This window comes from Streptomyces sp. NPDC039736 (assembly GCF_055596485.1).
This window is the reverse complement of record NZ_JBVIUQ010000003.1, coordinates 823,924-849,656: the sequence shown is the minus strand read 5'-3', so window position 1 is coordinate 849,656 and position 25,733 is coordinate 823,924. Positions and strand designations below refer to the sequence as shown.

Annotated in this window: 1 protein-coding gene (running past one end of the window); it reads right to left on the bottom strand. The window is 75.9% G+C overall.

Going from position 1 to position 25,733, the window contains the following annotated elements:
• Positions 1-25,733, bottom strand: partial view of a type I polyketide synthase gene (locus tag ACZ56L_RS13210; protein ID WP_471063797.1) — the 5' portion only. 3,262 nt of this gene lie to the left of the window's left edge; the window shows 25,733 of its 28,995 coding nt (coding positions 1-25,733); the start codon lies at positions 25,731-25,733; its stop codon lies beyond the left edge, outside the window.

The window sequence follows — 25,733 nt, the reverse complement described above, 5'->3', positions numbered from 1 at the left end:
ACGAGCCGGTAGAGGGCCACCTCGATCGCGAACAGGGCGGGCTGGGTGTAGTCGGTGCGGTCGAGCAGGGCGGCCTCGGGGGTGCCTTCGTCCGCGAACAGGATGTCGCGCAGCGGCCGGTCGAGTTCCAGGTCGAAGCGGGCGGTCACCTCGTCCAGGGCGCGGGCGAACACGGGCTGCGCGGCGTGCAGTTCGCGTCCGGCGCCGGGACGCTGGGCCCCCTGGCCGGAGAACAGGAACGCGGTCTTCCGGCTGCGGGCGGTGGCCTCGCCGCGCAGTACGCGCGGCCCGGTACGGCCCTCGGCGAGCGCCTGGAGCCCGGCCAGGAGTTCGTCCCGGCCGCCGGCCAGGACGGTGGCCCGGTGGTCGAAGGAGGACCGGGTGGTCGCCAGCGAGTATCCGAGGTCGGCGACCGCGAGCGCGGGCCGCTCCGCGACGTGGGCGTGCAGGCGGGCGGCCTGGGCCCGCAGGGCGTCGGGGGTGGTGGCGGACACCGGCACGGGGATACGCGCGGGCGCCGTGTCGGCGGCCCCGGGCGCCGGAGCCGTGCCGGCGGCGGGTGCGGAACTGTCCGCAGGTGCCGTGCCGGTGGTGGCGGACACCGGCACGCGGGTGTCCGCGGGTGCCGCCCCGGCGGCGGCGGGCGCGGATGCCGTGCCGGTGGTGGCCGGTTCCGGCAGTCGCCGGGTCGCGGCGAGGGGTTCGTCCTGCATGGGGTCCGTTGCCTGTTCCAGGATGACGTGGGCGTTGGTGCCGCTGGCGCCGAAGGAGGAGACGCCCGCGCGGCGCGGGCGGCCGGTGTGCGGCCACACGGTCGCCTCCGTGAGGAGGTCGACCGCGCCGGCCGTCCAGTCGACGTGCGAGGAGGGCGTGTCCAGGTGGAGGGTCTTCGGCAGGACGCCGTGCCGCATCGCCATGATCATCTTGATCACTCCGGCGACGCCCGCGGCTGCCTGCGTGTGCCCGATGTTGGACTTGACCGCGCCCAGGAGCAGGGGCTGTGCCGCGTCCCGGTCGCGTCCGTACGTGGCCAGCAGGGCCTGTGCCTCGATCGGGTCGCCCAGCTTGGTGCCGGTGCCGTGCGCCTCGACGGCGTCCACCTCGGCGGCGGTCAGCCGGGCGTTGGCCAGCGCGCGCCGGATGACGCGGCGCTGGGACGGGCCGTTGGGGGCGGTGAGGCCGTTGCTGGCGCCGTCCTGGTTGACGGCGGAGCCGCGGAGCACGGCGAGGACCTCGTGGCCGTTCCGGCGGGCGTCGGAGAGGCGTTCCACGACGAGCACGCCGACGCCCTCCGACCAGCCGGTGCCGTTCGCGGAGTCCGCGAAGGCCCGGCAGCGGCCGTCCGGTGACAGGGCGCCCATCTCGCCGAACTCGACGAACCCGACGGGGCTGGACATGACCGTCACGCCGCCCGCCAGCGCCATGGAGCACTCCCCCGCCCGCAGGGCCTGCGCGGCCAGGTGCAGGGCGACCAGCGAGGAGGAGCAGGCGGTGTCCACGGTCACCGAGGGCCCTTCCAGGCCGAGGGTGTAGGACAGCCGGCCGGACAGCAGGCTGGCGGACTGGGCGGTCTCGACGTGGCCGACCTGCCCGATGGCGGGCCGGTAGTCGCCGCTGCCGCCGCCGAAGAAGACGCCGGTGTCGCCGCCGCGCAGGGTGTGCGGGTCCACGCCGGTACGCTCCAGTGCCTCCCAGGCCGTCTCCAGGACGATGCGCTGCTGCGGGTCGACGATGACCGCCTCGCGCGGCGAGATGCCGAAGAAGGCGGCGTCGAAGTCGGCGACGTCGTAGAGGAAACCGCCGTTCTGGGTGACGCTGCGGCCGCGGCCCTCGTCGTCGCCGTGGGCGAGCCGTTCCAGGTCCCAGCCCCGGTCGGCGGGGAAGTCGCCGATGGCGTCGACCTCGGCGCGCAGCAGCTCCCACAGGTCCTCGGGAGACTGCACGCCGCCGGGGTAGCGGCAGCTCATGCCGACGACGACGATCGGGTCGTCGCCGGTGCCGGCGGTGTCTGCGGCCGTCCCGGCGGGGGCGCCCGCAGGGGCGGCGTCCTCCGCCTCCTCCAGCAGCTCGGCTCGCAGTCGCGCGGCGAGCGCCGCCGGGGTCGGGTGGTCGAAGGCGAGGGTGGCGGGCAGGGTCAGACCGGTGGCCCGGCCCAGCTGGTTGCGCAGGTCCACGGCGGTGAGCGAGTCGAAGCCGAGGTCCTTGAACGCCTGGTCCACGGGGATGGCCTCGGCGTCCTGGTAGCCGAGCACGGCGGCCACCTCCCGGCGCACGAGGGCCAGCAGCACTTCGTCGCGCTCGGCCCCCTCCGGCCTGGCCAGGAGTTCGGTGCGCAGCACGGCGGCGGCGCCGGTACCCGGCGCCGGGTCGGCGGCGGTCGCGGACGTCCCTCCTTCGTCGGACGCCAACGCGGCGCGTACCTCGGGGAGTTCGGTGAACAGACTGCTCGGGCGGGCCTGCCCGAACGCGGGCGCGAAGCGTTCCCACTCGACGTCCGCGACGGTCACGGACGCCGTTCCGTCCCCGATGGCCCGCCGCATGGCGGCCAGGGCCCGTTCGGGGTCCATCGTGGGCAGTCCGCTGAGCCGCAGGTGCCGGTCGAGGGAGCCGCCGGTCAGGCCGGCCCAGGCTCCCCAGGCCACGGCGAGTGCGGTGCGGCCCTCGGCGCGGCGGCGCTCGGCGAAGGCGTCGAGCCAGGCACTCGCCGCGGCTCCCTGCTCCTGGCCGCGCACGCCCCACACGCCCGCGATCGAGGAGAACAGGACGAAGGCGTCCAACTCCCTTTCGCCGAGCGCGTCTTCGAGGGCGTCCTCCAGGGACTCCACCGCGGTGCGCACCTGCTCGGGGCCGTCCGCCCCGGTCCCGTACCCGGTGTGGACCACCGCGGTGAGCGGCTGGCCTGACGGGATCGCGGACAGGGCCGCGGCGAGCGCGGTCCGGTCGTCGGGGACGAGGGCGGTGCAGGTGAGCACGGTGCCGGACTCGGCCAGTTCGGCGGCGAGTTCGGCCGCGAGGACGTCGGCCGGGCCGGATGCGCAGGCGCCGACGAGCAGCACGCGGGCCGCACCCGCGCGGGCCAGCCAGCGGGCGGTGTGCCCGCCGAACCCGTCGGCCTCCCCGATGACCAGCACGGTGCCGGACGGCGTCCAGACCTCCGCCGCCGGGTCGGGGACCGTCCGTACGAGACGGCGGGCGTAGACGCCGGACGGACGCAGGGCCAGTTGGTCCTCACCACCGGAACCGGCGGCGAGCAGGGCACGCAGCCGGGCGGCCGCGCGTGCGTCCACGACCTCCGCGACGTCAATCAACCCGCCCCAGCGGCCCGGGTGTTCGAGGGCGAGGACCCGGCCGAGGCCCCACCCGGCGGCCTGCACCGGGTCGGCGGGCGCGTCGGCGCGGCCCACGGCCACCGCTCCCCGGGTGACCCACCACAGGGGTGCCCCGACTCCGGCCTCGGCGAGGGCGGCAAACAGGTCGCCGGGCAGGGGCGAGGACGGGGACAGCAGGGACAGCACACCGTCGAACCGCCGGTCGAGCCCCGCCAGCAGCGCCGCGAGGCGCTCGCCGTCGGCCGGGTCGACCGCGACGCGTACCGCGTCGGGGCCGAGGGCGTCCACGATCCCGTCCGTCCACGCGTCGTCCGGGCAGTTCTCCGGTACGAGTGCCAGCCAGGTGCCGTCGAGGGCGTCGGCCGGGGCCGTGCCGAGCGGCTTCCAGGCCGTCCGGTAGCGCCAGCCGTCCACCACCGTGCCCTCGTCCAGGCCCCGGCGCCAGGCGGACAGCGCCGGCACGAGCGCCGTCAGCGCCGCCTCGTCCTCGGCCAGGCCCAGGGTGGCGGAGAGTTCGGGCAGGTCGCCGCGTTCCACCGCCGCCCAGAAGTCGGCGTCGTACTCGTTCTGGTTCCGCCCGGCACGTTCCGGCACGGGGCGAGGGGCCGGCTCGGGCCAGTACAGCTCCCGCTGGAAGGGGTAGGTGGGCAGGTCGGTGCGCCGGGCGCCGGTTCCCTCGTACAGCCGGGTCCAGTCGACCCGGACGCCGCTGACGTGCAGCCGCGCGAGGCCGGTGACGAACGCGGCCTCCTCGGGGCGGTCCCCGCGCAGGGTCGGCGTGCACACGTGGCCGCCGTCCGCGAGGCTCTGCTCGGCGAGGGCGCTCAGGACGCCGTCCGGGCCCAGTTCGAGGAAGGCGTTCGCGCCCGCCCCGCCGAGGGCGCGGACGCCGTCGGCGAACCGTACGGTCTCGCGGACGTGCCGCACCCAGTACTCCGGGTCGCACAGTTGCTCCGCGGTCGCGGGCCCGCCCGTCACGTTCGAGACGAGCGGCAGGAGCGGCGGGGTGAAGGACAGCCGGGAGACGACCTGCCGGAAGGCGTCGAGCATCGGTTCCATCAGCGGGGAGTGGAAGGCGTGCGAGACCCGCAGCCGGGTCGTCCTGCGGCCCCTCGCCGCGAACTCGGCGCGTACGGCCTCCACCGCGTCGGCCGTCCCGGAGACGACCGCGGATGCCGGTCCGTTCACGGCCGCCAGGGAGACGGACTCCCCCAGCAGCGGCTGGACCTCCTCCTCCGTCGCCTGGAGCGCCGCCATGGCGCCGCCCTCGGGCAGGGCTTCCATCAGCCTGCCGCGCGCGGCCACCAGGGTGCACGCGTCGGCGAGGGTGAGGACGCCCGCGACGTGCGCGGCCGTCACCTCGCCGATCGAGTGTCCGGCGACGAAGTCGGGCCGCACGCCCAGCGATTCGGCCAGCCGGTACAGGGCGACCTCGACCGCGAACAGCCCGGCCTGGGCGTACTGCGTACGGTCGGTGAGGGCCGCGTCGGCACCCCAGAGGACCTCGCGCAGCGGGCGGTCCAGTTCCCGGTCGAGGCCGGCGCACGCGGCGTCGAACGCCTCGGCGAACACCGGGAAGCGCGCGTGCAGCTCGCGGCCCATGCCGGGCCGCTGCGAGCCCTGGCCGGAGAAGAGCACCGCGAGGGAACGTTCGGCGGCCGTTCCCCTGGCGACCTCCGCACCGGCCACCAGCACGGCCCGGTGGGCGAGGTGGGGGCGTCCGGCGGCGAGCGAGAAGCCGACGTCCGTCACCGGCTCCGCTCCCGGCCCGGCGAGTCGTGCGAGTTGTGCGAGCTGCGCGTCGAGTGCGGCCGGGGACTTGCCGGAGACCACCCACGGTGCGACCGAAGGGACGAGCGGGGCCGGGTCCGGTTCGGGAACGGGCGGCGCCTGCTCGACGATCACGTGCGCGTTGGTGCCGCTGACGCCGAACGCGGAGACGCCCGAACGGCGGGGGCGGCCGGTGGCGGGCCAGTCCTGCTCCTCGCGGACCAGGGCGACGGCTTCGTCGGCCCACTCCACGTGGGTGGACGGGGTGTCCACGTGCAGGGTGCGCGGCAGCACCCCGTGGCGCATGGCCATGACCATCTTGATGACGCCCGCCATGCCCGCGGCGGCCTGGGTGTGGCCGAGGTTGGACTTGACGGCGCCCAGGAGCAGCGGCCGTTCGCGGTCCTTGCCGTACGCGGCGATCAGCGCGCCGGCCTCGATCGGGTCGCCGAGCGGGGTGCCGGTGCCGTGTGCCTCGACGGCGTCGACCTCGGCGGGGGCGAGGCCCGCGTCGGCGAGGGCCTGGCGGATGACGCGCTGCTGGGCGCGCCCGCTGGGCGCGGTCAGTCCGTTGCTGGCACCGTCCTGGTTGACGGCGGCGCCGCGCAGCACGGCGAGGACGGTGTGCCCGTGGCGGCGGGCGTCGGAGAGGCGTTCCAGTACGAGGACGCCCGCCCCCTCCGACCAGGAGGTGCCGTCGGCGCTGTCCGCGAAGGCCTTGCAGCGGCCGTCGGGGGCGAGGCCGCCCTGCGCGGAGAACTCGACGAACGAGTCGGGGCTCGACATCACCGACACCCCGCCGGCCAGGACCAGGGAGCATTCGCCGCCGCGCAGCGCGCGGACGCCGAGGTGGAGGGCGACCAGCGAGGAGGAGCAGGCGGTGTCGACGGTGACGGCCGGGCCCTCCAGGCCCAGGGTGTAGGAGAGGCGGCCGGACATCACGCTGGCCGTGTTGCCGGTGGCGACGTGGCCCTGGACGTCGGCGGTGCCGCGGCGCAGGACGGTGGTGTAGTCCTGGCCATTGGTGCCGATGAAGACGCCGGTGGCGCTGGTGCGCAGCGAGTCGGGGGCGATGCCCGCCCGCTCCAGCGCTTCCCAGGAGGTCTCCAGGAGCAGGCGCTGCTGCGGGTCCATGGCGAGGGCCTCGCGCGGCGAGATGCCGAAGAAACGTGCGTCGAACCGGCCGACGCCGTCGAGGAAGCCGCCTTCCAGGGTGGCGGAGCCGCCCCGGCCGAGGGCGTCGAGGTCCCAGCCGCGGTCGGCGGGGAAGGCGGAGATGGCGTCCTCGCCGTTCGCGAGGAGCCGCCACAGGTCCTCGGGCGAGGTGACACCGCCCGGGAATCGGCAGCCCATGCCGACGATGACGATCGGGTCCTGGTCGGTGGCGTGCGCTGCGCCGGGCGCGGCCGGGGTCCGGTCCTGCGGCTCCGCGTCGCCCAGCAGCTCGGTGAGCAGGTGCGCGGCGAGGTCCTGCGGGGTGGGGTGGTCGTAGACGAGGGTGGCGGGCAACCGCAGGCCGGTGGTCGCGGCGAGGGTGTTGCGCAGTTCGACGATGGTCAGCGAGTCGAAGCCGAGGTCGCTGAACGCCTGGTCGGCGTCGACGTCCGCGGCGTCGGCGTGGCCGAGCACGGCGGCCACCTGGGCGCGCAGGAAGTCCAGCACGAACTTGGCGCGTCCGGCCGCGGGGAGGACGCTGAGCCGCTGCCGCAGGCCGTTCCCGTCCCCGGCCGCCGACTGCGCCGCGGAGGCGGGCCGGGTCCCGGTGAGGTCGGAGATCAGCGGCTGCGGGCGCGTCGCGGTGAACACCTGGGCGAACCGGGCCCAGTCGATGTCCGCCACGGTCAGGGCCGCCGGGCCCGGGTGGTCCAGGGACCGGGCCAGGGCGTCGAGGGCGAGCTGCGGCACCATCGGCGCGTAACCGCCCCGGCGGACCCTGGCCTCGATGCCGGTGCCGTCACCTGCCATGCCGGTGCCGGCCCACGGGCCCCAGGCGAGGGAGGTCGCGGGCAGGCCCTGGCCGCGCCGGTGCTCGGCGAGGGCGTCCAGGAAGGCGTTGGCGGCGGCGTAGTTCGCCTGCCCGGCCGCGCCGAGGCTCGCCGCGGTGGACGAGAACAGCACGAAGGCGTCCAGGTCCGTGCCGCGGGTCAGGTCGTGCAGGTGCCGCGCAGCGGTGGCCTTCGGGCCGAGCACGGCGGCGAACGCCTCCGGGGCGAGCGTGTCCAGGACGCCGTCCTCGACCACGCCCGCCGCGTGGAAGACCGCCGTCAGCGGCAGGTGCTCCGGTACGTCGGCCAGGACGCGGGCCAGCGCGTCGCGGTCGGCGACGTCGCAGGCGGCCACGGTGACCTCGGTACCGGACTGCCGCAGCTCCGCGGCCAGTTCCGCGGCGTCCGGCGCGTCGGCGCCCCGGCGGCTGACGAGCAGCAGATGGGCGGCGCCCCGGGCGGCGAGCCGGCGGGCGACGTGCGCGCCGATTCCGCCGGTACCGCCGGTGACGAGGACGGTCCCGGTCGGCTCGTACGGGCGTGCGTCCGCGGGGTCGGCGGCGGCGAGGCGGGTCAGCCGCCGGGCGTAGACGCCTGCGGCGCGCACGGCCAGTTGGTCCTCGTGGCCGGTGGCGGTGGCGTCGCCCTGGGCGAGCAGTCCCGCCAGCCGTCGGACGGCGTGCTCGTCCAGGACCTCCGGCAGGTCGACGAGGCCGCCCCAGCGCGCGGGGTGCTCCAGGGCCGCGCTGCGGCCCAGTCCCCATACGGCGGTCTGCTCGGGCCGGTGCAGGAGGTCGGAGCGTCCGATGCTGACGGCGCCCCGGGTCAGGCACCACAGCGGGGCCTCGATCCCGGCGTCGCCGAGAGCCTGGACGGCGGTGGCCGTCGGCAGCAGGCCGTCCTCCTGGAACGCCAGCAGGGACAGCACTCCCGTGAACCCGCCCTCCGGCGCGTCCAGTTCCCGCAGTCGCGCGGCGAGTGCGCCACGCGTCCCGTCCTGCGGCACGGTGAGCGTGCGCCGGTCGCCGCCGAGGAGGCGCAGCGGTTCCGCGTTGTCCTGTCCGTCGGCCGGCACCAGGCAGAGCCAGGTTCCGGTGAGCGCGGCGGGCGCGCCCGGGGCTGCGGGCAGCGGCTTCCAGGTGCTGCCGTAACGCCAGCCGTCGACGGTGGAGGCGGCGCGACGCTTGCGCCGCCAGGACGTCAGGGCGGGCACGACGGCCGTCAGGGTGGCGTCGTCCAGGCCGAGGTCGGCGCCGAGCGCGGGCAGGTCCGCCCGCTCGACGGCGGCCCAGAACTCGGAGTCCACCGGGTCCTCGGCGGTGCCGGGCCCGGCGGTCCGGCCGGTCTCCGGCCAGTACCGCTGCCGCTGGAAGGCGTATGTCGGCAGGTCCTCGAAGGCGCCGCGTCCGCTGCCGGGCAGGAACGCGTCCCAGTCGACCCGCGCACCGCTCGTGTGCAGGCGGGCCAGGGCGACGGTCAGTGCCCCGGCCTCCGCGCGCTCCCGGCGCAGGGCGGGCACGACGGTGACCCGCTCGTCGGCGACGGCGTCCTGGGCCGGGCCGCTCAGTACGGCGTCCGGACCGATCTCCAGCAGCGCGGTCGCGTCCAGGGCGGCGAGGCGGCGGGCGGCGTCGGCGAACCGCACGGTGGCGCGCACCTGTTCCACCCAGTACGCCGGGGTGCACAGCCGCTCGGCGCCGGCGGTGTCGCCGGTCACGGTCGACACCAGGGCGATCGTCGGCGCGTGGTAGGTGATGCCCTGCGCGACCTGGGCGAACGCGTCGAGCATCGGGTCCATGTGCGGCGAGTGGAAGGCGTGGCTCACCCGCAGCCGCTTGGTCCGGCGGCCCTGCGCGGCGAAGCGCCCGGCGAGCTCCAGGACGGGTTCCTCGTCGCCGGACAGGACCAGCGAGCGCGGGCCGTTGACGGCGGCGAGCGCCACCCGGCCCTCGCGGCCGGCCAGCAGCGGCAGCGTCTCCTCCTCGGTGGCCTCCACGGAGACCATCGCGCCTCCGGCGGGCAGCGCCGACATCAGGCGGCCGCGCGCGGCGACCAGCGTGCAGGCGTCCTCCAGGGAGAACACCCCGGCCACGTGGGCGGCGGCGATCTCGCCGACGGAGTGCCCGGCCAGGTGGCCCGGCCTGACGCCCCACGACTCCAGGAGCCGGTGGAGGGCGACTGCCAGGGCGAACAGGGCGGGCTGGGTGTAGGCCGTGTCATCGAGCAGTGCGGCCTCCGCGCTGCCGGGCGCGGCGAACATCACCTCGCGCAGGGGCCGTTCCAGGGCGAGGGCGAAGCGGGCCAGTACGGCGTCCAGCGCCTCGGCGAACACCGGGTGCCGGTCGTACAGTTCGCGGCCCGCGCCGGGACGCTGCGCGCCCTGCCCCGCGAAGAGGAACGCGGTGCGGGAGCGCGCGGCGGCGCGGGCGGTGAGCAGGGCGGCGTCCGGCAGTCCGTCGCGCAGGGCGGCCAGGGCCCGTACGCACTCCTCGTGGGAGTCGGTGACGACGGCGGCGCGGTGCTCCAGGGCGGCGCGACCGGTGGCCAGCGCCCGTGCCAGGGCGGGCAGTCCGGCCGGGCGGTCGGCAATCGTGTCGAGCAGGCGTCCGGCCTGGGCGCGCAGTGCGGCCTCGGTGCGGCCGGACAGCACGAGCGGGACGACGCCGGGCGGCTGCGCGGTCGCGGGCACCCCGGAATCCTCGGACCCGGCGAGCTCGGCGGGTCCGGCGTCCGGGGCCTGTTCCAGGACCGTGTGGACGTTGGTGCCGCTCAGGCCGAAGGAGGAGACGGCGGCGCGGCGCGGGCGGCCGGTGTGCGGCCAGTCCCGCTCGCCGGTCAGCAGCTCGATCGCGCCGGCCGTCCAGTCCACGTGGCTGGACGGCCGGTCGATGTGCAGGCTGGCGGGCAGGATGCCGTGCCGCATCGCCATGACCATCTTGATGACGCTCGCGACGCCGGAGGCCATCTGGGTGTGGCCGATGTTGGACTTCACCGAGCCGAGCAGCAGCGGCCGGTCGGCGTCGCGGTCCTGGCCGTAGGTGGCGAGCAGGGCCTGGGCCTCGATGGGGTCGCCCAGGCGGGTGCCGGTGCCGTGGCCCTCCACGGCGTCGATCTCGGCGGCGGCGACTCCCGAGTTGGCGAGCGCCTGACGGATGACGCGCTGCTGGGAGGGCCCGTTGGGGGCGGTGAGCCCGTTGGACGCGCCGTCCTGGTTCACGGCGGAGCCGCGGATGACCGCCAGCACCCGGTGGCCGTTGGCCAGGGCGTCCGACAGCCGTTCGACCAGGACCAGGCCAACGCCCTCGGCGAGGCTCATGCCGTCGGCGGCCTCCGCGTACGGCTTGCAGCGGCCGTCCACGGCCATGGCCCGCTGCCGGCTGAAGCCGACGAACGCGTTGGGCGTGGCCATGATGCTGACGCCGCCCGCCAGCGCGAGGGTGGACTCGCCGCCGCGCAGCGACTGGCAGGCCAGGTGCAGTGCCACCAGCGAGGAGGAGCAGGCGGTGTCGAGGGTGACGGCGGGGCCCTCGAAGCCGAAGGTGTAGGAGATCCGCCCGGACAGCACGGACGGCACGGTGCCGGTGACCAGGTGGCCCTCGGCGCCGTCCTGGGCGGAGCCGCCCGAGGTGTAGTCCTGGTAACTGGCGCCGATGAAGGTGCCGGTGCGGCTGCCGCGCAGGGCGGCCGGGTCGATCCCGGCGCGCTCCAGGGCCTCCCAGGAGGTCTCCAGCAGCAGGCGCTGCTGCGGGTCCATGGACAGTGCCTCGCGCGGCGAGATGCCGAAGAAGGCCGCGTCGAACTCGGTGGCGGAGTCCAGGAATCCGCCGCGCGTCGAGTACGTCTTGCCGGGCCGGTCCGGGTCGGGGTCGTAGAGTCCTTCGGCGTCCCAGCCCCGGTCGAGGGGGAAGTCACCGGTGGCGTCGCCGGCGGCGGTGACGAGCCGCCACAGGTCCTCCGGGGAGGCGACGCCGCCCGGGTAGCGGCAGCTCATGCCGATCACCGCGATGGGTTCGTCGTCGCCGGAGGCGGTCGCGGCCACGACGGCGGGAGCCGCCGGTCCGGTCTGCGCGCCGACGACCTGCGTGCGCAGGAACTCCACCAGGGACAGCGGGTTGGGGTAGTCGAAGACCATGGTGCTGGGCAGGGTGAGGCCGGTGACGGCGGACAGCCGGTTGCGCAGGTCCACGGCAGTCAGCGAGTCGAAGCCGACGTCGCGGAACGCTCGCTGCTCGGACAGCACGTCCGGCGAGGCGTGCCCGAGCGCGATGGCCGCTTCGGCGCGTACGAGGTCCAGCAGCGCCCGGTCCTGCTCGGCGGCCGGCATCGGCCGCAGCCGGGTGATGAACTCGCTGTCGCCCGAGGGCCGTTCGACGGCCCGCCGTTCGAGGTCCGCCACCTCGCCGATGTCCTCGAACAAGGCGGTGGGCCGCCCGGAGGTGAACACCGGGTAGTAGCGGTCCCAGTCGATGTCGGCGACGGTGACGACGTGCGCGTCCTCGGCGAGGGCCTGGCGCAGCCCGGTGAGGGCCAGTTGCGGGTCCATGAAGTTCAGGCCGCTGCGCCGGATCTGGCCGGGGTCGACGCGGCCGAGCTTCAGGTCGTCGGACCAGATGCCCCAGGAGAGGGAGGTGGCGTGGGCGCCGCGGGCCCGGCGGTGCTCGGCGAGCGCGTTGAGGTAGGCGTTCGCGGCGACGTACGCGGCGTGCCGGCCGCTGCCCCACATGCCGGCGGTGGAGGAGTACAGCACGAACGCGTCGAGCTGGTCGTCGTCGAGGAGTTCGTCCAGGTGCCGGGCGCCGCTGACCTTGGCGTCGACGACCTTGGCGAACGCCTCGGGGCCGGTCTCGGCGAGGGAGGCCAGTTCGATGACGGCGGCGGTGTGCACGACGTTGCGCACCGTGCGCCCCTCGGCGGTCAGGCCCGACAGGAGGGCGGCGACGGCCGTACGGTCGGTGAGGTCACAGCTGCGGAACTCCGCCGTGCAGCCCAGCTCGGCGAGCTCCACGACGAGTTCCGTGGTGCCGGGGGCGTCGGCGCCGCGCCTGCTGGTGAGCACGAGGTGCTCGGCGCCCTGCTGGGCGAGCCAGCGGGCCAGGTGCGGGGCGAGGGTGCCGGTGCCGCCGGTGATCAGGGTGGTGCCGCGCGGACGCCAGGTCCCCGCGCCGAGGTCGCCGCCCGTGGTGGCCCGGGTGATGCGGCGGGCCAGGACGCCGGAGGCGCGCAGCGCGAGCTGGTCCTCGCCGGTCGTGCCGGAGAGCACGGCGGCCAGCCGTTCCCGGCCGCGCGTGTCCAGGGCGCTCGGGGGCAGGTCGACGACGCCGCCCCAGCGGTCGGGGTGCTCCAGGGCGGCCGTCCAGCCCAGGCCGTGGACCTGGGCCTGGACGGGGCGGGTGAGCCGGTCCGCGCGGCCGGTGGAGGCCGCGCCCCGGGTGACGCACCACAGGGGCGCGTCGATGTGCGCGTCGCCGAGGGCCTGGACGAGGGAGAGCGTCAGGGCGAGCCCGTGGGTGAGCGCGGGCACGGCCCGGCCCGGGGCCTCGTCGGCGGCGAGGAGCGAGACGATGCCGGAGAGGGGCGTGCCGTCCCCGGCCGGGGCGGTCGGGCGTGTGCCGTCCCCCGCCGGGGCCGTGGCGTGCACGCCCTCGGCGGCCGGGGCGGCGAGTTCCGCGGTGAGCCGCTCGGTGAGCACCGTCCGGTCGGCGCACGCGTCGTCCAGGACCAGGTGCCGTACGTCGGCCCCGGCGGCGGTCAGCGCCGCGGTGACGTCGGCGTCGGCCGGCGCGTCCGCGGAGGCGACGACGAGCCAGGTCCCGATGAGCCGGGCTGCGGGCAGTCCGCCGAGCGGCTTCCACGCGGCACGGTAGCGCCAGGCGTCCACCGCCGCGCGGTCGCGGCTGCGGCGCCGCCAGCCGGCGAGCGCGGGCAGCAGCGGGGTGAGCGCGGACTGTTCCATCCGCAGCCCGGCCGCCAGCGACTCGACGTCCGACTCCTCCACGGCGGTCCAGAACGCGGCGTCCGCCGGGTCCGCCCCGCCGGTCGTGCGCGGCCTGCCGGGCAGCGCCCACAGGTGCTCGCGCTGGAAGGCGTACGTGGGCAGGGTGACGCGGCGGGCGCCGATGCCCTCGAAGTCACGGGTCCAGTCCACCCGTGCGCCTCGGACGAACGCCTCGGCGAGGGAGGTCAGGAAGCGCCGCGTGCCGCCCTTGTCGCGGCGCAGGGTGCCCAGGGCGGCGGCCCGGTGCCCGGTGTCCTCGGCCACCGCCTGGACGGCCATGGTCAGCACGGTGTGCGGACTGGCCTCGACGAAGAACTGGTGGCCCTGGTCGAGCAGGGCGGCCACGGCGGGGCCGAAGCGCACGGTCTCGCGCAGGTTGCGGTACCAGTACGCGGCGTCCAGCGCGGCGGTGTCCAGCCAGTCGCCGGTCACGGTCGAGAAGAAGGGGATGTCGGCGGTGCGCGGGCGCACGGGGGCCAGGGCGGCGAGCAGTTCGTCCTGCACCTGCTCGACCTGGGCCGAGTGGGAGGCGTAGTCAACCGCGATGCGGCGGGCCCGTACGCCCTCCGCGGCGAGTTCCTCGATGAGGGCGTCCAGGTCCCCGGGGTCGCCGGCGACGACCACGGTCCGCGGCCCGTTGACCGCGGCGACGGAGACGTTCGCGCCGCGCGCCGCGAGACGTTCCCCGACCTCGTCGGCGGACAGCGGTACCGAGACCATGCCGCCGGAGCCCGCGAGCCCGCGGGCGATGGCCTGGCTGCGCAGGGCCACCACGCGGGCGGCGTCCTCCAGGGTGAGCGCCCCGGCGACGGCGGCCGCGGCGATCTCGCCCTGCGAGTGGCCGAGCACGGCGTCGGGGATGACGCCGTACGAGGCCCACAGGTGGGCGAGGGAGACCATGACGGCGAAGGTCGCGGGCTGCACGACGTCGACCCGGTCCAGGGAGGGCGCGCCGTCGACGCGGCGCAGGACGTCGACCAGCGACCAGTCGGTGTGGGCCGACAGGGCGGCGGCGCACTCGTGCAGGCGCTCGGCGAAGACCGGTGACTCGTCGAGGAGTTCGGCGGCCATGCCCGTCCACTGGGAGCCCTGGCCGGGGAAGACGAAGACGGTCCTGCCGTCGAGGTCGGCGGTCCCGTGGACGACGGCGGCGGACGAGTCCCCGGCGGCCAGGGCGTCGAGCGCGGTGCGCAGGTGCCCGGCCCGGTCGCCGAGGACCACGGCCCGGTGCTCGAACAGCGCGCGCGTGCCGGTGAGCGAGTGGCCGATGTCCGCCGGCCGTACGTCCTCGCCCGCGCCCCCGCGGTCGAGGTGCTCGGCCAGTTGCGCGGCCTGCGCCCGCAGGGCGCCGGGTGTCCTGGCGGACAGCACCCAGGGGACCACCCGGCCGTCCGGGTCGGACGCCTCCGCGGTGGCCGGGTCCGCGGGCCGCGCCGAGCCGGGAGTCGCCGGACCGTCGGGCGCGGCGTCGCCTTCCGGGGCTTCCTCCAGGACGACGTGCGCGTTGGTGCCGCTGATGCCGAAGGAGGACACCGCGCAGCGGCGGACCCGTTCACCGGCCGTCCAGGCGGTCGGGGAGCTCAGCAGGGCGACCGTGCCGTCGCTCCAGTCGATGTGCGAGGACGGCTGGTCGGCGTGCAGGGTCCGCGGGAGCAGGCCGCCCCGCAGCGCCATGACCATCTTGATGACGCCCGCGACGCCCGCCGCGGACTGGGTGTGGCCGATGTTGGACTTCACCGAGCCGAGCAGCAGCGGCCGGTCGGCGTCGCGGTCCTGGCCGTAGACGGCCTGCAGGGCCTGGGCCTCGATGGGGTCGCCGAGTGCGGTGCCGGTGCCGTGGGCCTCGACGGCGGTGATGTCGGCGGGGGCCAGGCCCGCGTTGCTGAGGGCCTGGCGGATGACACGCTGCTGGGAGGGCCCGTTGGGGGCGGTCAGGCCGTTGGAGGCGCCGTCCTGGTTGATGGCGGAACCGCGGATCACGGCCAGCACGTCGTGTCCGTTGGCCTGGGCGTCGGAGAGGCGTTCCAGGACGACGACGCCGACGCCTTCGGCGAGGGTCATGCCGTCGGCGGCCTCCGAGAACGGCTTGCAGCGGCCGTCGACGGCCAGGGCGCGCTGTCGGCTGAAGGCGATGAAGGGGGCCGGGTTGGTCATCACGGTGGCGCCGCCGGCCAGCGCGAGGGAGCTCTCTCCGTTGCGCAGGGACTGACAGGCCAGGTGCAGGGCCACCAGCGAGGACGAGCAGGCGGTGTCCACGGTGACGGCCGGGCCTTCGAGGCCGAAGAGGTAGGCGAGGCGGCCGGACAGGACGCTGGGACTGGTGCCGGTGACGGCGTGCCCGGCGGACGCGTCGTCCATGCCGGTGCCGTACTCCTGGTAGGTGGAGCCGATGAAGGTGCCGGTGGCGCTGCCGTGCACGGCGGCCGGGTCGATGCCCGCCGACTCGAACGCCTCCCAGGTGCTCTCCAGCAGCAGCCGCTGCTGCGGGTCCATGGAGAGGGCCTCGCGCGGGGAGATGCCGAAGAATCCGGCGTCGAACTCCCCCGCCTCGTGCAGGAATCCGCCGCGTACGGAGTACGTCTTGCCGCCCGCGTCGGGGTCGGCGTCGTACAGGTCCTCGGGCCAGCCGCGGTTGACGGGGAACTCCGAGACGGCGTCCACGCCGTCGGCGATCAGCTGCCAGAACTGTTGCGGGGAGCGGACCCCGCCGGGGAAGCGGCAGCTCATGCCGACGATGGCGACGGGTTCGTCGTGGCGGCCGGCGAGCACGGCCCTCGGTGCCGCGTGGGTGTCGGCCGAGCCGAGTATCTCGCCGCGCAGGAAGGCGGCGAGCGCGACGGGCGTGGGGTGGTCGAAGGCCATGGTGCTGGGCAGCGCCAGGCCGGTGACGGTCGCGAGCCGTTTGCGCAGTTCGACGGCGGTCAGCGAGTCGAAGCCCGCGTCGCGGAAGGCGCGGGTGGGGGCGACGGATTCGGCCGAGGCGTGGCCGAGGACGGTGGCGGCCTCGCGGCGCACCAGGTCCACGAGCGTCCGCTCCCGCTCGGTCTCCGGCAGCGCGCGGACCTTGCGGACGAACGCGGAGGCGGCCGCTTCGCCCTGCGGGGCGGCGGCGGTGAGCGCGCGGACCTCGGGGAGTTCGGCGAAGAGGCGGCTGGGGCGGGCGGCGGTGAACACCGGTACGTAGGTGGCCCAGTCGACATCGGCGACGGTGACCGTGGTGTCCTGCTGGAGGATCGCGCGGCCCAGTTCGGCCAGAGCGGTGGCGGGCGTCAGGAAGCGCAGGCCCTGGCGGGCGAGGCTGTCGGAGACGGCCTCGTGGGTGGCCATGCCGGCGCCCGACCAGGGGCCCCAGGCCAGGGAGGTGGCGTGCAAGCCGCGGGCGCGGCGGTGCTCGGCGAGCGCGTCGAGGTAGGCGTTGGCGGCTGCGTACGCGCTCTGCCCGGCGCTGCCCCAGACTCCGGCGACGGAGGAGAACAGGACGAAGAAGTCCAGGTCCCGGTCTTCGAGGAGGGCGTCGAGGTGGGCCGCGCCGAACATCTTCGCGGCGGCGCAGGCGCGCACGTCGGCGAGCGGAGTCGCGGCGAGCGGTGCGGCCTGGCCGAGTCCGGCCGCGTGGACCACACCGGTCAGCGGGTGCTCGGCCGGTACGGAGGCCAGCAGGGCGGCCAGTGCGTCCCGGTCGGCCACGTCACAGGCGGCGAACGTGACCTCGGCGCCCGACCGGCGGATTTCGTCGGCGAGTTCCTCGGCGCCGGGTGCGTCGGGGCCGCGCCGTCCCGTGAGGATCAGATGGCCGGCTCCGTGCCGGGCGAGCCAGCGGGCCACCTCGGCGCCCAGCGCGCCGGTGCCTCCGGTGACGAGGACGGTGCCGGAGGCGGTGAACGTGCCGTCCTTGGGAAGGCCGGCGGCGTGTCCCCGGACCAGGCGGCGCGCGTACGTGGCGCTGCCGCGCAGCGCGAGCTGGTCCTCGGCGGCTTCGCCCGGGGCGGTGGCCAGCGCGCTGACCAGGCGCTGCACGGCGGGCGCGGACAGCGTCTCGGGCAGGTCGACCAGCCCGTGGAAGGCGTGCGGCCGTTCCAGGGCGGCCACCCGGACCAGTCCCCAGGCGGCGGCCTGGACGGGCCGGACGACGGGGTCGGCGGAGCCGGTGGAGACGGCGCCGCGGGTGACGGTCCACAGCGGCGCGGTGCTGTCGGTGTCGTGCAGGGCCTGGGCGAGGACCGCGGCGAGCGCCAGTCCTCGTGGCAGGTCGTCCCCCCGGGGTTCGCCGTCGTCGGCGAGCGGCAGCAGCGACAGCAGCCCGTGGTGCTTCCCGGCGGCGGTCAGCAGGGCGGCGAGTGCGGCGCGGTCCAGGCAGGTGTCGTCCAGGGTGAGGCGGGTGAAGCGGGCGCCGTGACCGCGCAGCGCGTCGAGGAGCGCGGTGTCCTCGACGGTGTCGGTGGTCAGGACGAGCCAGGTACCGTCCAGGACGGGCGCGGCGGCCGCGCGGACCTGCTGCCATTGGACACGGTGGCGGGCGGAGTCCAGCAGGGTCTGCTCGGCGCGGTGGTGGCGGTACGTCGACAGGGCGGGCAGCAGTGCGGCGAGACCGGCGTGCTGCTCGTCGCGCAGCCCGAGGATGCCTGCCACGCCGTCGGCGTCGCCGCGCTCGACGGCGCCCCACAGCGCGGTGTCGGCGGGGCCGTCGGCCGCGGGGGCCGCTGCGGCTTCGGCGCGTTCGGGCCAGTAGCGCTCGTGCTGGAAGGCGTACGTGGGCAGTTCGACCCGGCGGGCGCCGGTCGGGGCGTGGTACGCGGCCCAGTCCACGGCGATCCCCCGCACGTGGAGCCGGCCGAGCGCGGCGGCGGTGCTGCGCTCCTCGTCACGGCCGGCGCGCAGCAGCGGGACGCATTCGACGGCTTCGTCGCCGAGGACGTCCTGGGTGAGGGCGGACAGGACGCCGTCCGCGCCGAGTTCGAGGAAGGTGGTGGCGCCGGCCGCGCGGGCGGCGCGCACGCCGTCGGCGAAGCGGACGGCGTGGCGGACGTGCTCCACCCAGTAGCCGGGGGTGCACAGCTCTCCGGCCGCGGCCACCTCGCCGGTCACGTTGGACACCACGTCCAGGACGGGCGCGGTGTACGTCAGCCGGTCGGCGACGGCACTGAACGCGCCGAGCATGGGTTCCATGCGCGCCGAGTGGAAGGCGTGGCTGACCGGCAACCGCTTGGTCTTGCGCCCCTCGGCGGCGAACTGCGCTGCCAGCGAGAGGACTTCGTCCTCCTCTCCGGCGACGACGACGGAGTCCGGTCCGTTGACGGCGGCGACGGAGACGCCGTCGGCAAGCCGGGCGAAGACCTCGTCCTCGGTGGCCTGGAGCGCGATCATGGCGCCGCCCTCGGGCAGGGCCTGCATCAGCCGGGCCCGTGCGGACACCAGGGTGCACGCGTCGGCGAGGGTGAACACCCCGGCGCAGTGCGCGGCAGCGATCTCGCCGACGGAGTGCCCGAGCAGCGTGCCGGGGCGCACTCCGAGGGAGGCGATCAGCCGGAAGAGCGCCACCTCCACGGCGAACAGGGCGGGCTGCGCGTAGCCGGTACGGTCCAGCAGCGCCGCCTCCTCGCTGCCCTCGGCGGCGAACAGCACCTCGCGCAGCGGCACGTCGAACCCGTGGTCCAGGTGCCCCAGCACCTCGTCCAGCGCCGACGCGAACACCGGGAACCTGCCGTACAGTTCACGCCCCGCACCCGCCCGGTGGGAGCCCTGCCCGGCGAAGAGCAGCACGAGGCCGCCGCTGCCGCTCTCCCCCTCGCACAGTGCCGGGTCGGCCTCGCCCCGGCCCAGCGCGCGCAGGGCGCGCAGCAGGTCGGTGCGGCTGCCGACGGCGACGGCGCGCTGCTCGAAGGCGGGCCGGGTGGCGGCGAGGGAGAGCGCGATGTCGTCGGCGGCGAGAGCGGGGTGCGCCTCGGCGTACGCGCGCAGGCGTACGGCCTGGTCGCGCAGGGCGGCGGGGGTCCGGCCCGCGAGCGGCCAGGCGGTGACCGGGGACTCCTCGCGCGGGGCCGGGGCGGGCAGGGCGGGGGCCTGCTCGATGATGACGTGGGCGTTGGTGCCGCTGATGCCGAAGGAGGAGATGGCGGCCCGGCGCGGCCGGCCGGTCTCGGGCCACGGCGTTTCCTCGGCGAGCAGTTCGACGGCTCCGGTCTGCCACTCGACGTGCCGGGACGGCTCGGCCGCGTACAGGCTGCGCGGGACGCTCCCGTGGCGCAGCGCCATGACCATCTTGATGACGCCCGCGACGCCGGCGGCGGCCTGGGTGTGGCCGATGTTGGACTTCACCGAGCCGAGCAGCAGCGGCCGGTCGGCGTCGCGGTCCTGGCCGTAGGTGGCGAGCAGGGCCTGGGCCTCGATGGGGTCGCCCAGGGTGGTGCCGGTGCCGTGTCCTTCGACGACGTCGACGTCCCCGGTGCCCAGTCCGGCGCCGGCCAGGGCCTGGCGGATGACGCGCTGTTGGGAGGGGCCGTTGGGGGCGGTCAGGCCGTTGGAGGCGCCGTCCTGGTTGATGGCGGAACCGCGGACCACGGCCAGCACGGTGTGTCCGTTGCGGCGGGCGTCCGAGAGCCGCTCCAGGACGAGCACGCCGACGCCCTCCGCCCAGCCGACGCCGTCGGCCGCGTCGGAGTACGCCTTGCAGCGTCCGTCCGGGGAAAGGCCGCGCTGGCGGGAGAACTCGATGAGAGAGGTCGGGGTGGACATGACGGTGACGCCGCCCGCGAGGGCGAGCGAGCACTCACCGGCGCGCAGCGCCTGCATGGCCCAGTGCATGGAGACCAGCGACGACGAGCAGGCGGTGTCCACGGTGACGGCCGGGCCTTCGAGGCCGAGGGCGTAGGACACCCGGCCGGTGGCGATGGACGGCGAGGTGCCGCTGCCCTGGTGGCCCTCGAAGCGGCTGTCGGTGAGGGTGGCCGAGTAGTCGTTGTACATGACGCCGGCGAACACGCCCGTCTGCGAGCCGCGCAGCGAGAGCGGGTCGATGCCGGCGCGCTCGATCGCCTCCCAGGACACCTCCAGGAGCAACCGCTGCTGGGCGTCGGTGGCCAGTGCCTCGCGCGGGCTCATCCCGAAGAAGTGCGGGTCGAACTCGGCGGCCTCGTGCAGGAATCCGCCGGAGCGGGTGTACGCGGTGCCTGGGTGGTCCGGGTCGGGGTGGTAGAGCGCGTCGAGGTCCCAGCCGCGGTCGGTGGGCAGGCCGGAGACGGCGTCGGTGCCTTCGCGCACCAGCCGCCACAGGTCGTCGGGCGAGGTGACGCCGCCCGGGTAGCGGCAGCTCATGCCGACGATGACGATCGGGTCGTCGGAGGCGGAGGCGGAGGCGGAGGCGGAGGCGGTGCGCGGGGCGGCGGCCACGGCGGCGGCGCCCCGGTCCCCCATGAGTTCGTCGAGGAGGTGCCCGGCGAGGGCGGTGACCGTCGGGTAGTCGAAGATCACGGTGGCGGAGGTGCGCAGTCCGGTGGTGGTGCGCAGCCGGTTGCGGAGTTCGACGGCGGTCAGCGAGTCGAAGCCGAGGTCCTGGAACTGTCGTACCGGGTCGACGTCCTCGGGTCCGCCGTGCCGCAGCACGGCGGCGACCTGAGTGCGAACGAGGTCGACGACGGCCGCGGTGCGGTCCGTCCCGTCGAGGAGGGCGAGCCGCTGGACGAGTCCCGCGGCGGCTTCGGAGCCGGCGACGACGGATCGCCGGGCGGGGGTGCGGACGAGTCCGCGCAGCAGCGGCGGTACGTCGCCCAGTGCGCGCAGCACCGGCAGGTCGAGGCGGGCGGGCAGCAGGACGGGCGCGTCCACGGCGAGGGCGGCGTCGAAGAGGGCGAGCCCGTCCTGCTCGGTGAGGGCGGGCGTGCCCCGACGGGCCAGGCGCTCCAGGTCGGCGTCGGTCATACCGCCGGTCATTCCGGCGGTGGGGGCCCAGGGGCCCCAGCCGAGCGAGCGGGCGGGCAGTCCCGCCGCGCGCCGCAGCTGCGCGACGGCGTCGACGAAGGCGTTGGCGGCGGCGTAGTTGCCCTGCCCGGGCGCGCCCGCCGAGCCGGAGAGGGAGGAGAACACCACGAAGGCGGCCAGCTCGGGGCAGTGCTGCCGGGTGGCTTGGTGCAGGTGCCAGACGGCGTCGGCCTTGGGCCGCAGGACGGCGCTGATCCGCTCGGGGGTCAGGGAGGTGACCACACCGTCGTCGAGTGCTCCGGCGGCGTGCACCAGGGCGGTCAGCGGGTGTGCGGCGGGCACGGCGGCGAGCAGCCGGTCGACGGCGGCCCGGTCGGCCAGGTCGCAGGCCTCGACGGCGACCTGGGCGCCGAGCACGGTCAGCTCGTCGGTGAACGCGGCCGCGCCCTCGGTGGCGGCACCGCGCCGGCCCGCCAGCAGCAGGTGGCGCACGCCGCGTTCGGTGACGAGGTGGCGGGCCAGCGCCCGGCCGAGGCCGCCGAGGCCGCCGGTGATCAGGACGGTGCCCTCGGGGTCGAGGGACGTCTCGGCGCGTTCCCGGCGGGCCCGGGCGAGCCGGGCGACGAGCACCGAGCCGCCGCGGACGGCCAGTTGCGGCTCCGCGCCGGCCAGCGCCTGCGGGGGTACGGCGGCGGGCGCGCCGGGATCGAGGTCGAGCAGGCCGAACCGGCCGGGGTGCTCGGCCTGGGCGGAGCGCACGAGCCCCCAGACAGCCGCCGCTGCGGGGGCGGCGACGCCCTCGTCCTCGTGCGCGGCGACCGCGCCGCGGGTCACCAGGACGAGCCGGGAGTCGGCGGTGGCGTCGTCGTCGAGCCACTCCTGGAGCTGCTGGAGGACGCGCGCGGTCAGGGCGTGCGCGGCGGCGGCCGGGTCGTCGGCGGCAGCCGCGAGGACGGGTGCCAGTACGACGGCGGGCAGGGTGGCGCCCGCGGTCCGCACGAGGGGGTCGCCGAGGCCGAACGGGTCCTCGCCGAGGACGGCGAAGGACGCCGGGGCGGCCGCCGCGGTGGTGCCGCGCGGCCGGGTCCAGCGCAGCTCGAACAGGGCCTCGCGGACGAGCGCGTCGGCGGGGTCCGCCACCGTGTCGGGCAGGGCGCGCAGGACGAGCGAGCCGACGGTGACGACGGGCCGCCCCTCGGTGTCGGTGACGCTCAGCGCGACCGCGTCGTCACCTGCCGGGGAGAGCCTGACCCGGACGGCGGTGGCGCCGGTGGCGTGCAGGGTGACGTCCTGCCAGGCGAAGGGCAGCCCGCCGCGCCCGTGTTCGCCCAGGTCGAGGAAGGCGCAGGGGTGCAGGGCGGCGTCGAGCAGGGCGGGGTGGATGCCGAACGCGTCGGCGGCGGTGGTGCCCTCGGGCAGCGCCACCTCGGCGTACACGTCGTCGCCGGAGCACCAGGCGGCCCGTACGCCGCGGAACAGCGGCCCGTAGCCGAAGCCGGCCTCCGCCATCCGGGGGTAGAGGCCGTCGAGGTCCAGCGGGGAGGCGTCGGCCGGCGGCCACGCCTCGGCCGTGGGCTCGTCCCCGACCGCCGGGTGGTGGTCGGTGGCGGCGAGGACTCCCTGGGCGTGCTGGGTCCAGGGCTGTTCCTCGTCGGCGGGCCCGTCCTGGCCGGTGTCGGGCCGGGAGTGGACGGTCAGGGTGCGGCGTCCGCTCTGGTCGGGGCTGCCGACCCACACCTGTACCTGCACTCCGCCGTGTTCGGACAGGACCAGGGGCGCGGCGAGGGTGAGTTCCTCGACGCGGTCGCAGCCGACCTCGTCGCCGGCTCGGACGGCCAGCTCCAGGAAGCCGGTGCCGGGCAGCAGAACGGTGCCCCGCACGGCGTGCTCGGCCAGCCAGGGGTGCGAGCGGACCGAGAGCCGCCCGGTGAGCAGCAGCCCGTCGGAGTTGGCGAGGGAGACGGCGGCGGCCAGCAGCGGGTGGTGGGCGGCGCCCAGTCCGGCGCCGCGCACGTCTCCCGCGTGGCGGCCGAGTGCGGTACGGGGCCAGAAGGCGCGGTGCTCGAAGGCGTACGTCGGCAGATCGACGGGGCGGGCCCCGGTGCCGGCGAACCAGCCCTCCCAGTCGACGCCGACGCCGTGCACGTGGAGCGCGGCGAGCGCCTCGGTGAGTGCGGCGGCCTCGGGACGGCCGGGGCGCAGCAGCGGGTTCGCCACCGTGTCGTCGGCGGCGGACCGGGCGAGGGCGGACAGTACGGCGTCGGGGCCGAGTTCGAGGAAGACGTCCACACCGTGGCCGGTCAGCCAGGTGAGGGCGTCGGCGAAGCGCACGGTGCGCCGGGCGTGGTCGGCCCAGTAGTCGGGCGAGGCGAACTGCGCGGCGGTGGCGGGGACGCCGGTGAGGGTGGAGATCACCGGGACGGCCGGGGCCTGCGCGTCGAGTCCGGCGACGACGGTGCGGAACTCCTTCAGCATCGGTTCCATCAACGGCGAGTGGAAGGCGTGCGAGACACGCAGCGGCTTCGTCTTCCGGCCGAGTCCGGCGAAGTGCGCGGCGACCGCCGCGGTCTCGTCGGCGTCTCCGGCGACGACGACGGAGTCCGGTCCGTTGACGGCGGCGACGGAGATCCCGTCGGTGAGCCGGGCGAGGACCTCCTCCTCGGTGGCCTGGAGTGCGGCCATGGCACCGCCTGCGGGCAGTGCCTGCATCAGACGGGCCCTGGCCGACACCAGGGTGCACGCGTCGGCGAGGGTGAACACCCCGGCGCAGTGCGCGGCGGCGATCTCGCCGACGGAGTGCCCGGTGAGGAAGTCCGGCGTGACGCCGAGGGATTCGACGAGCCGGAAGAGGGCGACTTCGAGGGCGAACAGGGCGGGCTGGGCGTAACCGGTGCGGTCGAGCAGCGCCGCCTCCGCACTGCTCTCGGCAGCGAACAGCACCTCCCGCAAGGGCACCTCGAACTCACGGTCCAGGAGCCCCAGCACCTCGTCGAAGGCAGCCGCGAACACCGGGAACCGGGCGTACAGCTCACGCCCGGCCCCCGTCCGCTGAGAACCCTGCCCGGCGAAGAGGAAACCGAGCTTGGTGCGGGCCCGGACCGTGCCCCGCACGGCGATTCCGTCGTCGCCTTCCGCCAGGGAGGAGAGCGCGGCCAGCGCTCCGGCCCGGTCGGCGGCCGTGATCACGGCCCGGTGCTCCAGCCCGGCCCGGGTGGTGGCCAGAGAGTACGCGAGGTCGGTGTCGGACGGCGACGGCCCGGCGGTCAGGAACTCCCGCAGCCTGGCCGCCTGACCACGCAGGGCCTGCGGAGTGCGACCGGACACCAGCCACGGCAGCGCTCCCGGTTCGGCCGTCCCGGGCGTCTGCGGCTCGGGAACGGCAGCGTCCTCGGGAGCCTGCTCGATGATGACGTGGGCGTTCGTGCCGCTGAGACCGAAGGAGGAGACGCCGGCTCTGCGCGGCTCCTCGCGCCGGGGCCACGGGGTGGGCTCGGTGAGCAGTTTGACGGTGCCTGCCGACCAGTCGACGTGCGTGGACGGTTCGTCCACGTGCAGGGTCCTGGGCAGCAGCTCGTGGCGCAGGGCGAGCACCGTCTTGATGACGCCCGCGACGCCGGCGGCGGCCTGGGTGTGGCTGATGTTGGACTTCACCGAGCCGAGCAGCAGCGGCCGGTCGGCGTCGCGGTCCTGGCCATAGGCGGCGAGCAGCGCCTGGGCCTCGATGGGGTCGCCGAGGGTGGTTCCGGTGCCGTGGGCCTCGACCACGTCGATCTGGTCGGCGGAGAGCCGGGCACCGCGCAGCGCCTGCTCGATGACCCGCTGCTGAGAAGGCCCGTTGGGGGCGGTCAGGCCGTTGCTCGCGCCGTCCTGGTTGACGGCTGAGCCGCGAACCACGGCCAGCACCCGGTGCCCTTTGCGGCGGGCGTCCGAGAGCCGTTCCAGAACGAGCACGCCGACGCCCTCGGCCCAGCCGGTGCCGTTCGCCGAGTCGGCGAAGGAACGGCAGCGGCCGTCCGCCGCGAGGCCGCCCTGCCGGGCGAACTCCACGAAGGTGGTGGGGCTGGACATGACGGTGACACCCGCGGCGAGCGCCATTTCGGATTCGCCGGAACGCAGGGACTGTGCGGCCAGGTGGAGCGCGACGAGGGAGGAGGAGCAGGCGGTGTCCACGGTGACGGCGGGGCCGACCGTGCCGAAGACGTAGGCCAGGCGGCCCGAGATGACGCTGGTCGCGTTGCCGGTCAGGACGAAACCCTGCACGTCGTCGTCGGCCCCGGTGCGGTACTCCTGCGGCATCGCCCCGACGAACATGCCGGTACGGGTGGCCCGTACGGCGAGCGGATCGATGCCGGCGCCCTCGAGAGCCTCCCAGGACGCCTCCAGCAGCACCCGCTGCTGCGGGTCCATGGACAGCGCCTCACGGGGCGAGATGCCGAAGAAGGCAGGGTCGAAATCGGCGGCGCCCCGCAGGAACCCGCCGCGGACCTCGGTGGGACCGTCCGCCGTGTCGAGTTCCCAGCCGCGGTCGGCGGGCATGCCCGTGATGCCGTCCCGTTCCTCCACGAGCATGGCCCACAGGTCCTCCGGGGAGGCGACGCCGCCCGGGTAGCGGCAGCTCATGCCGACAATGGCGATCGGCTCTGCGGCGGCCGTCTCCAGTTCGTTCACCCGCTGCCGCGAGCGCTGGAGGTCGGCGCTGGCCCGCTTGAGGTAGTCCCGGAGTTTCTGCTCGTTGCCCAT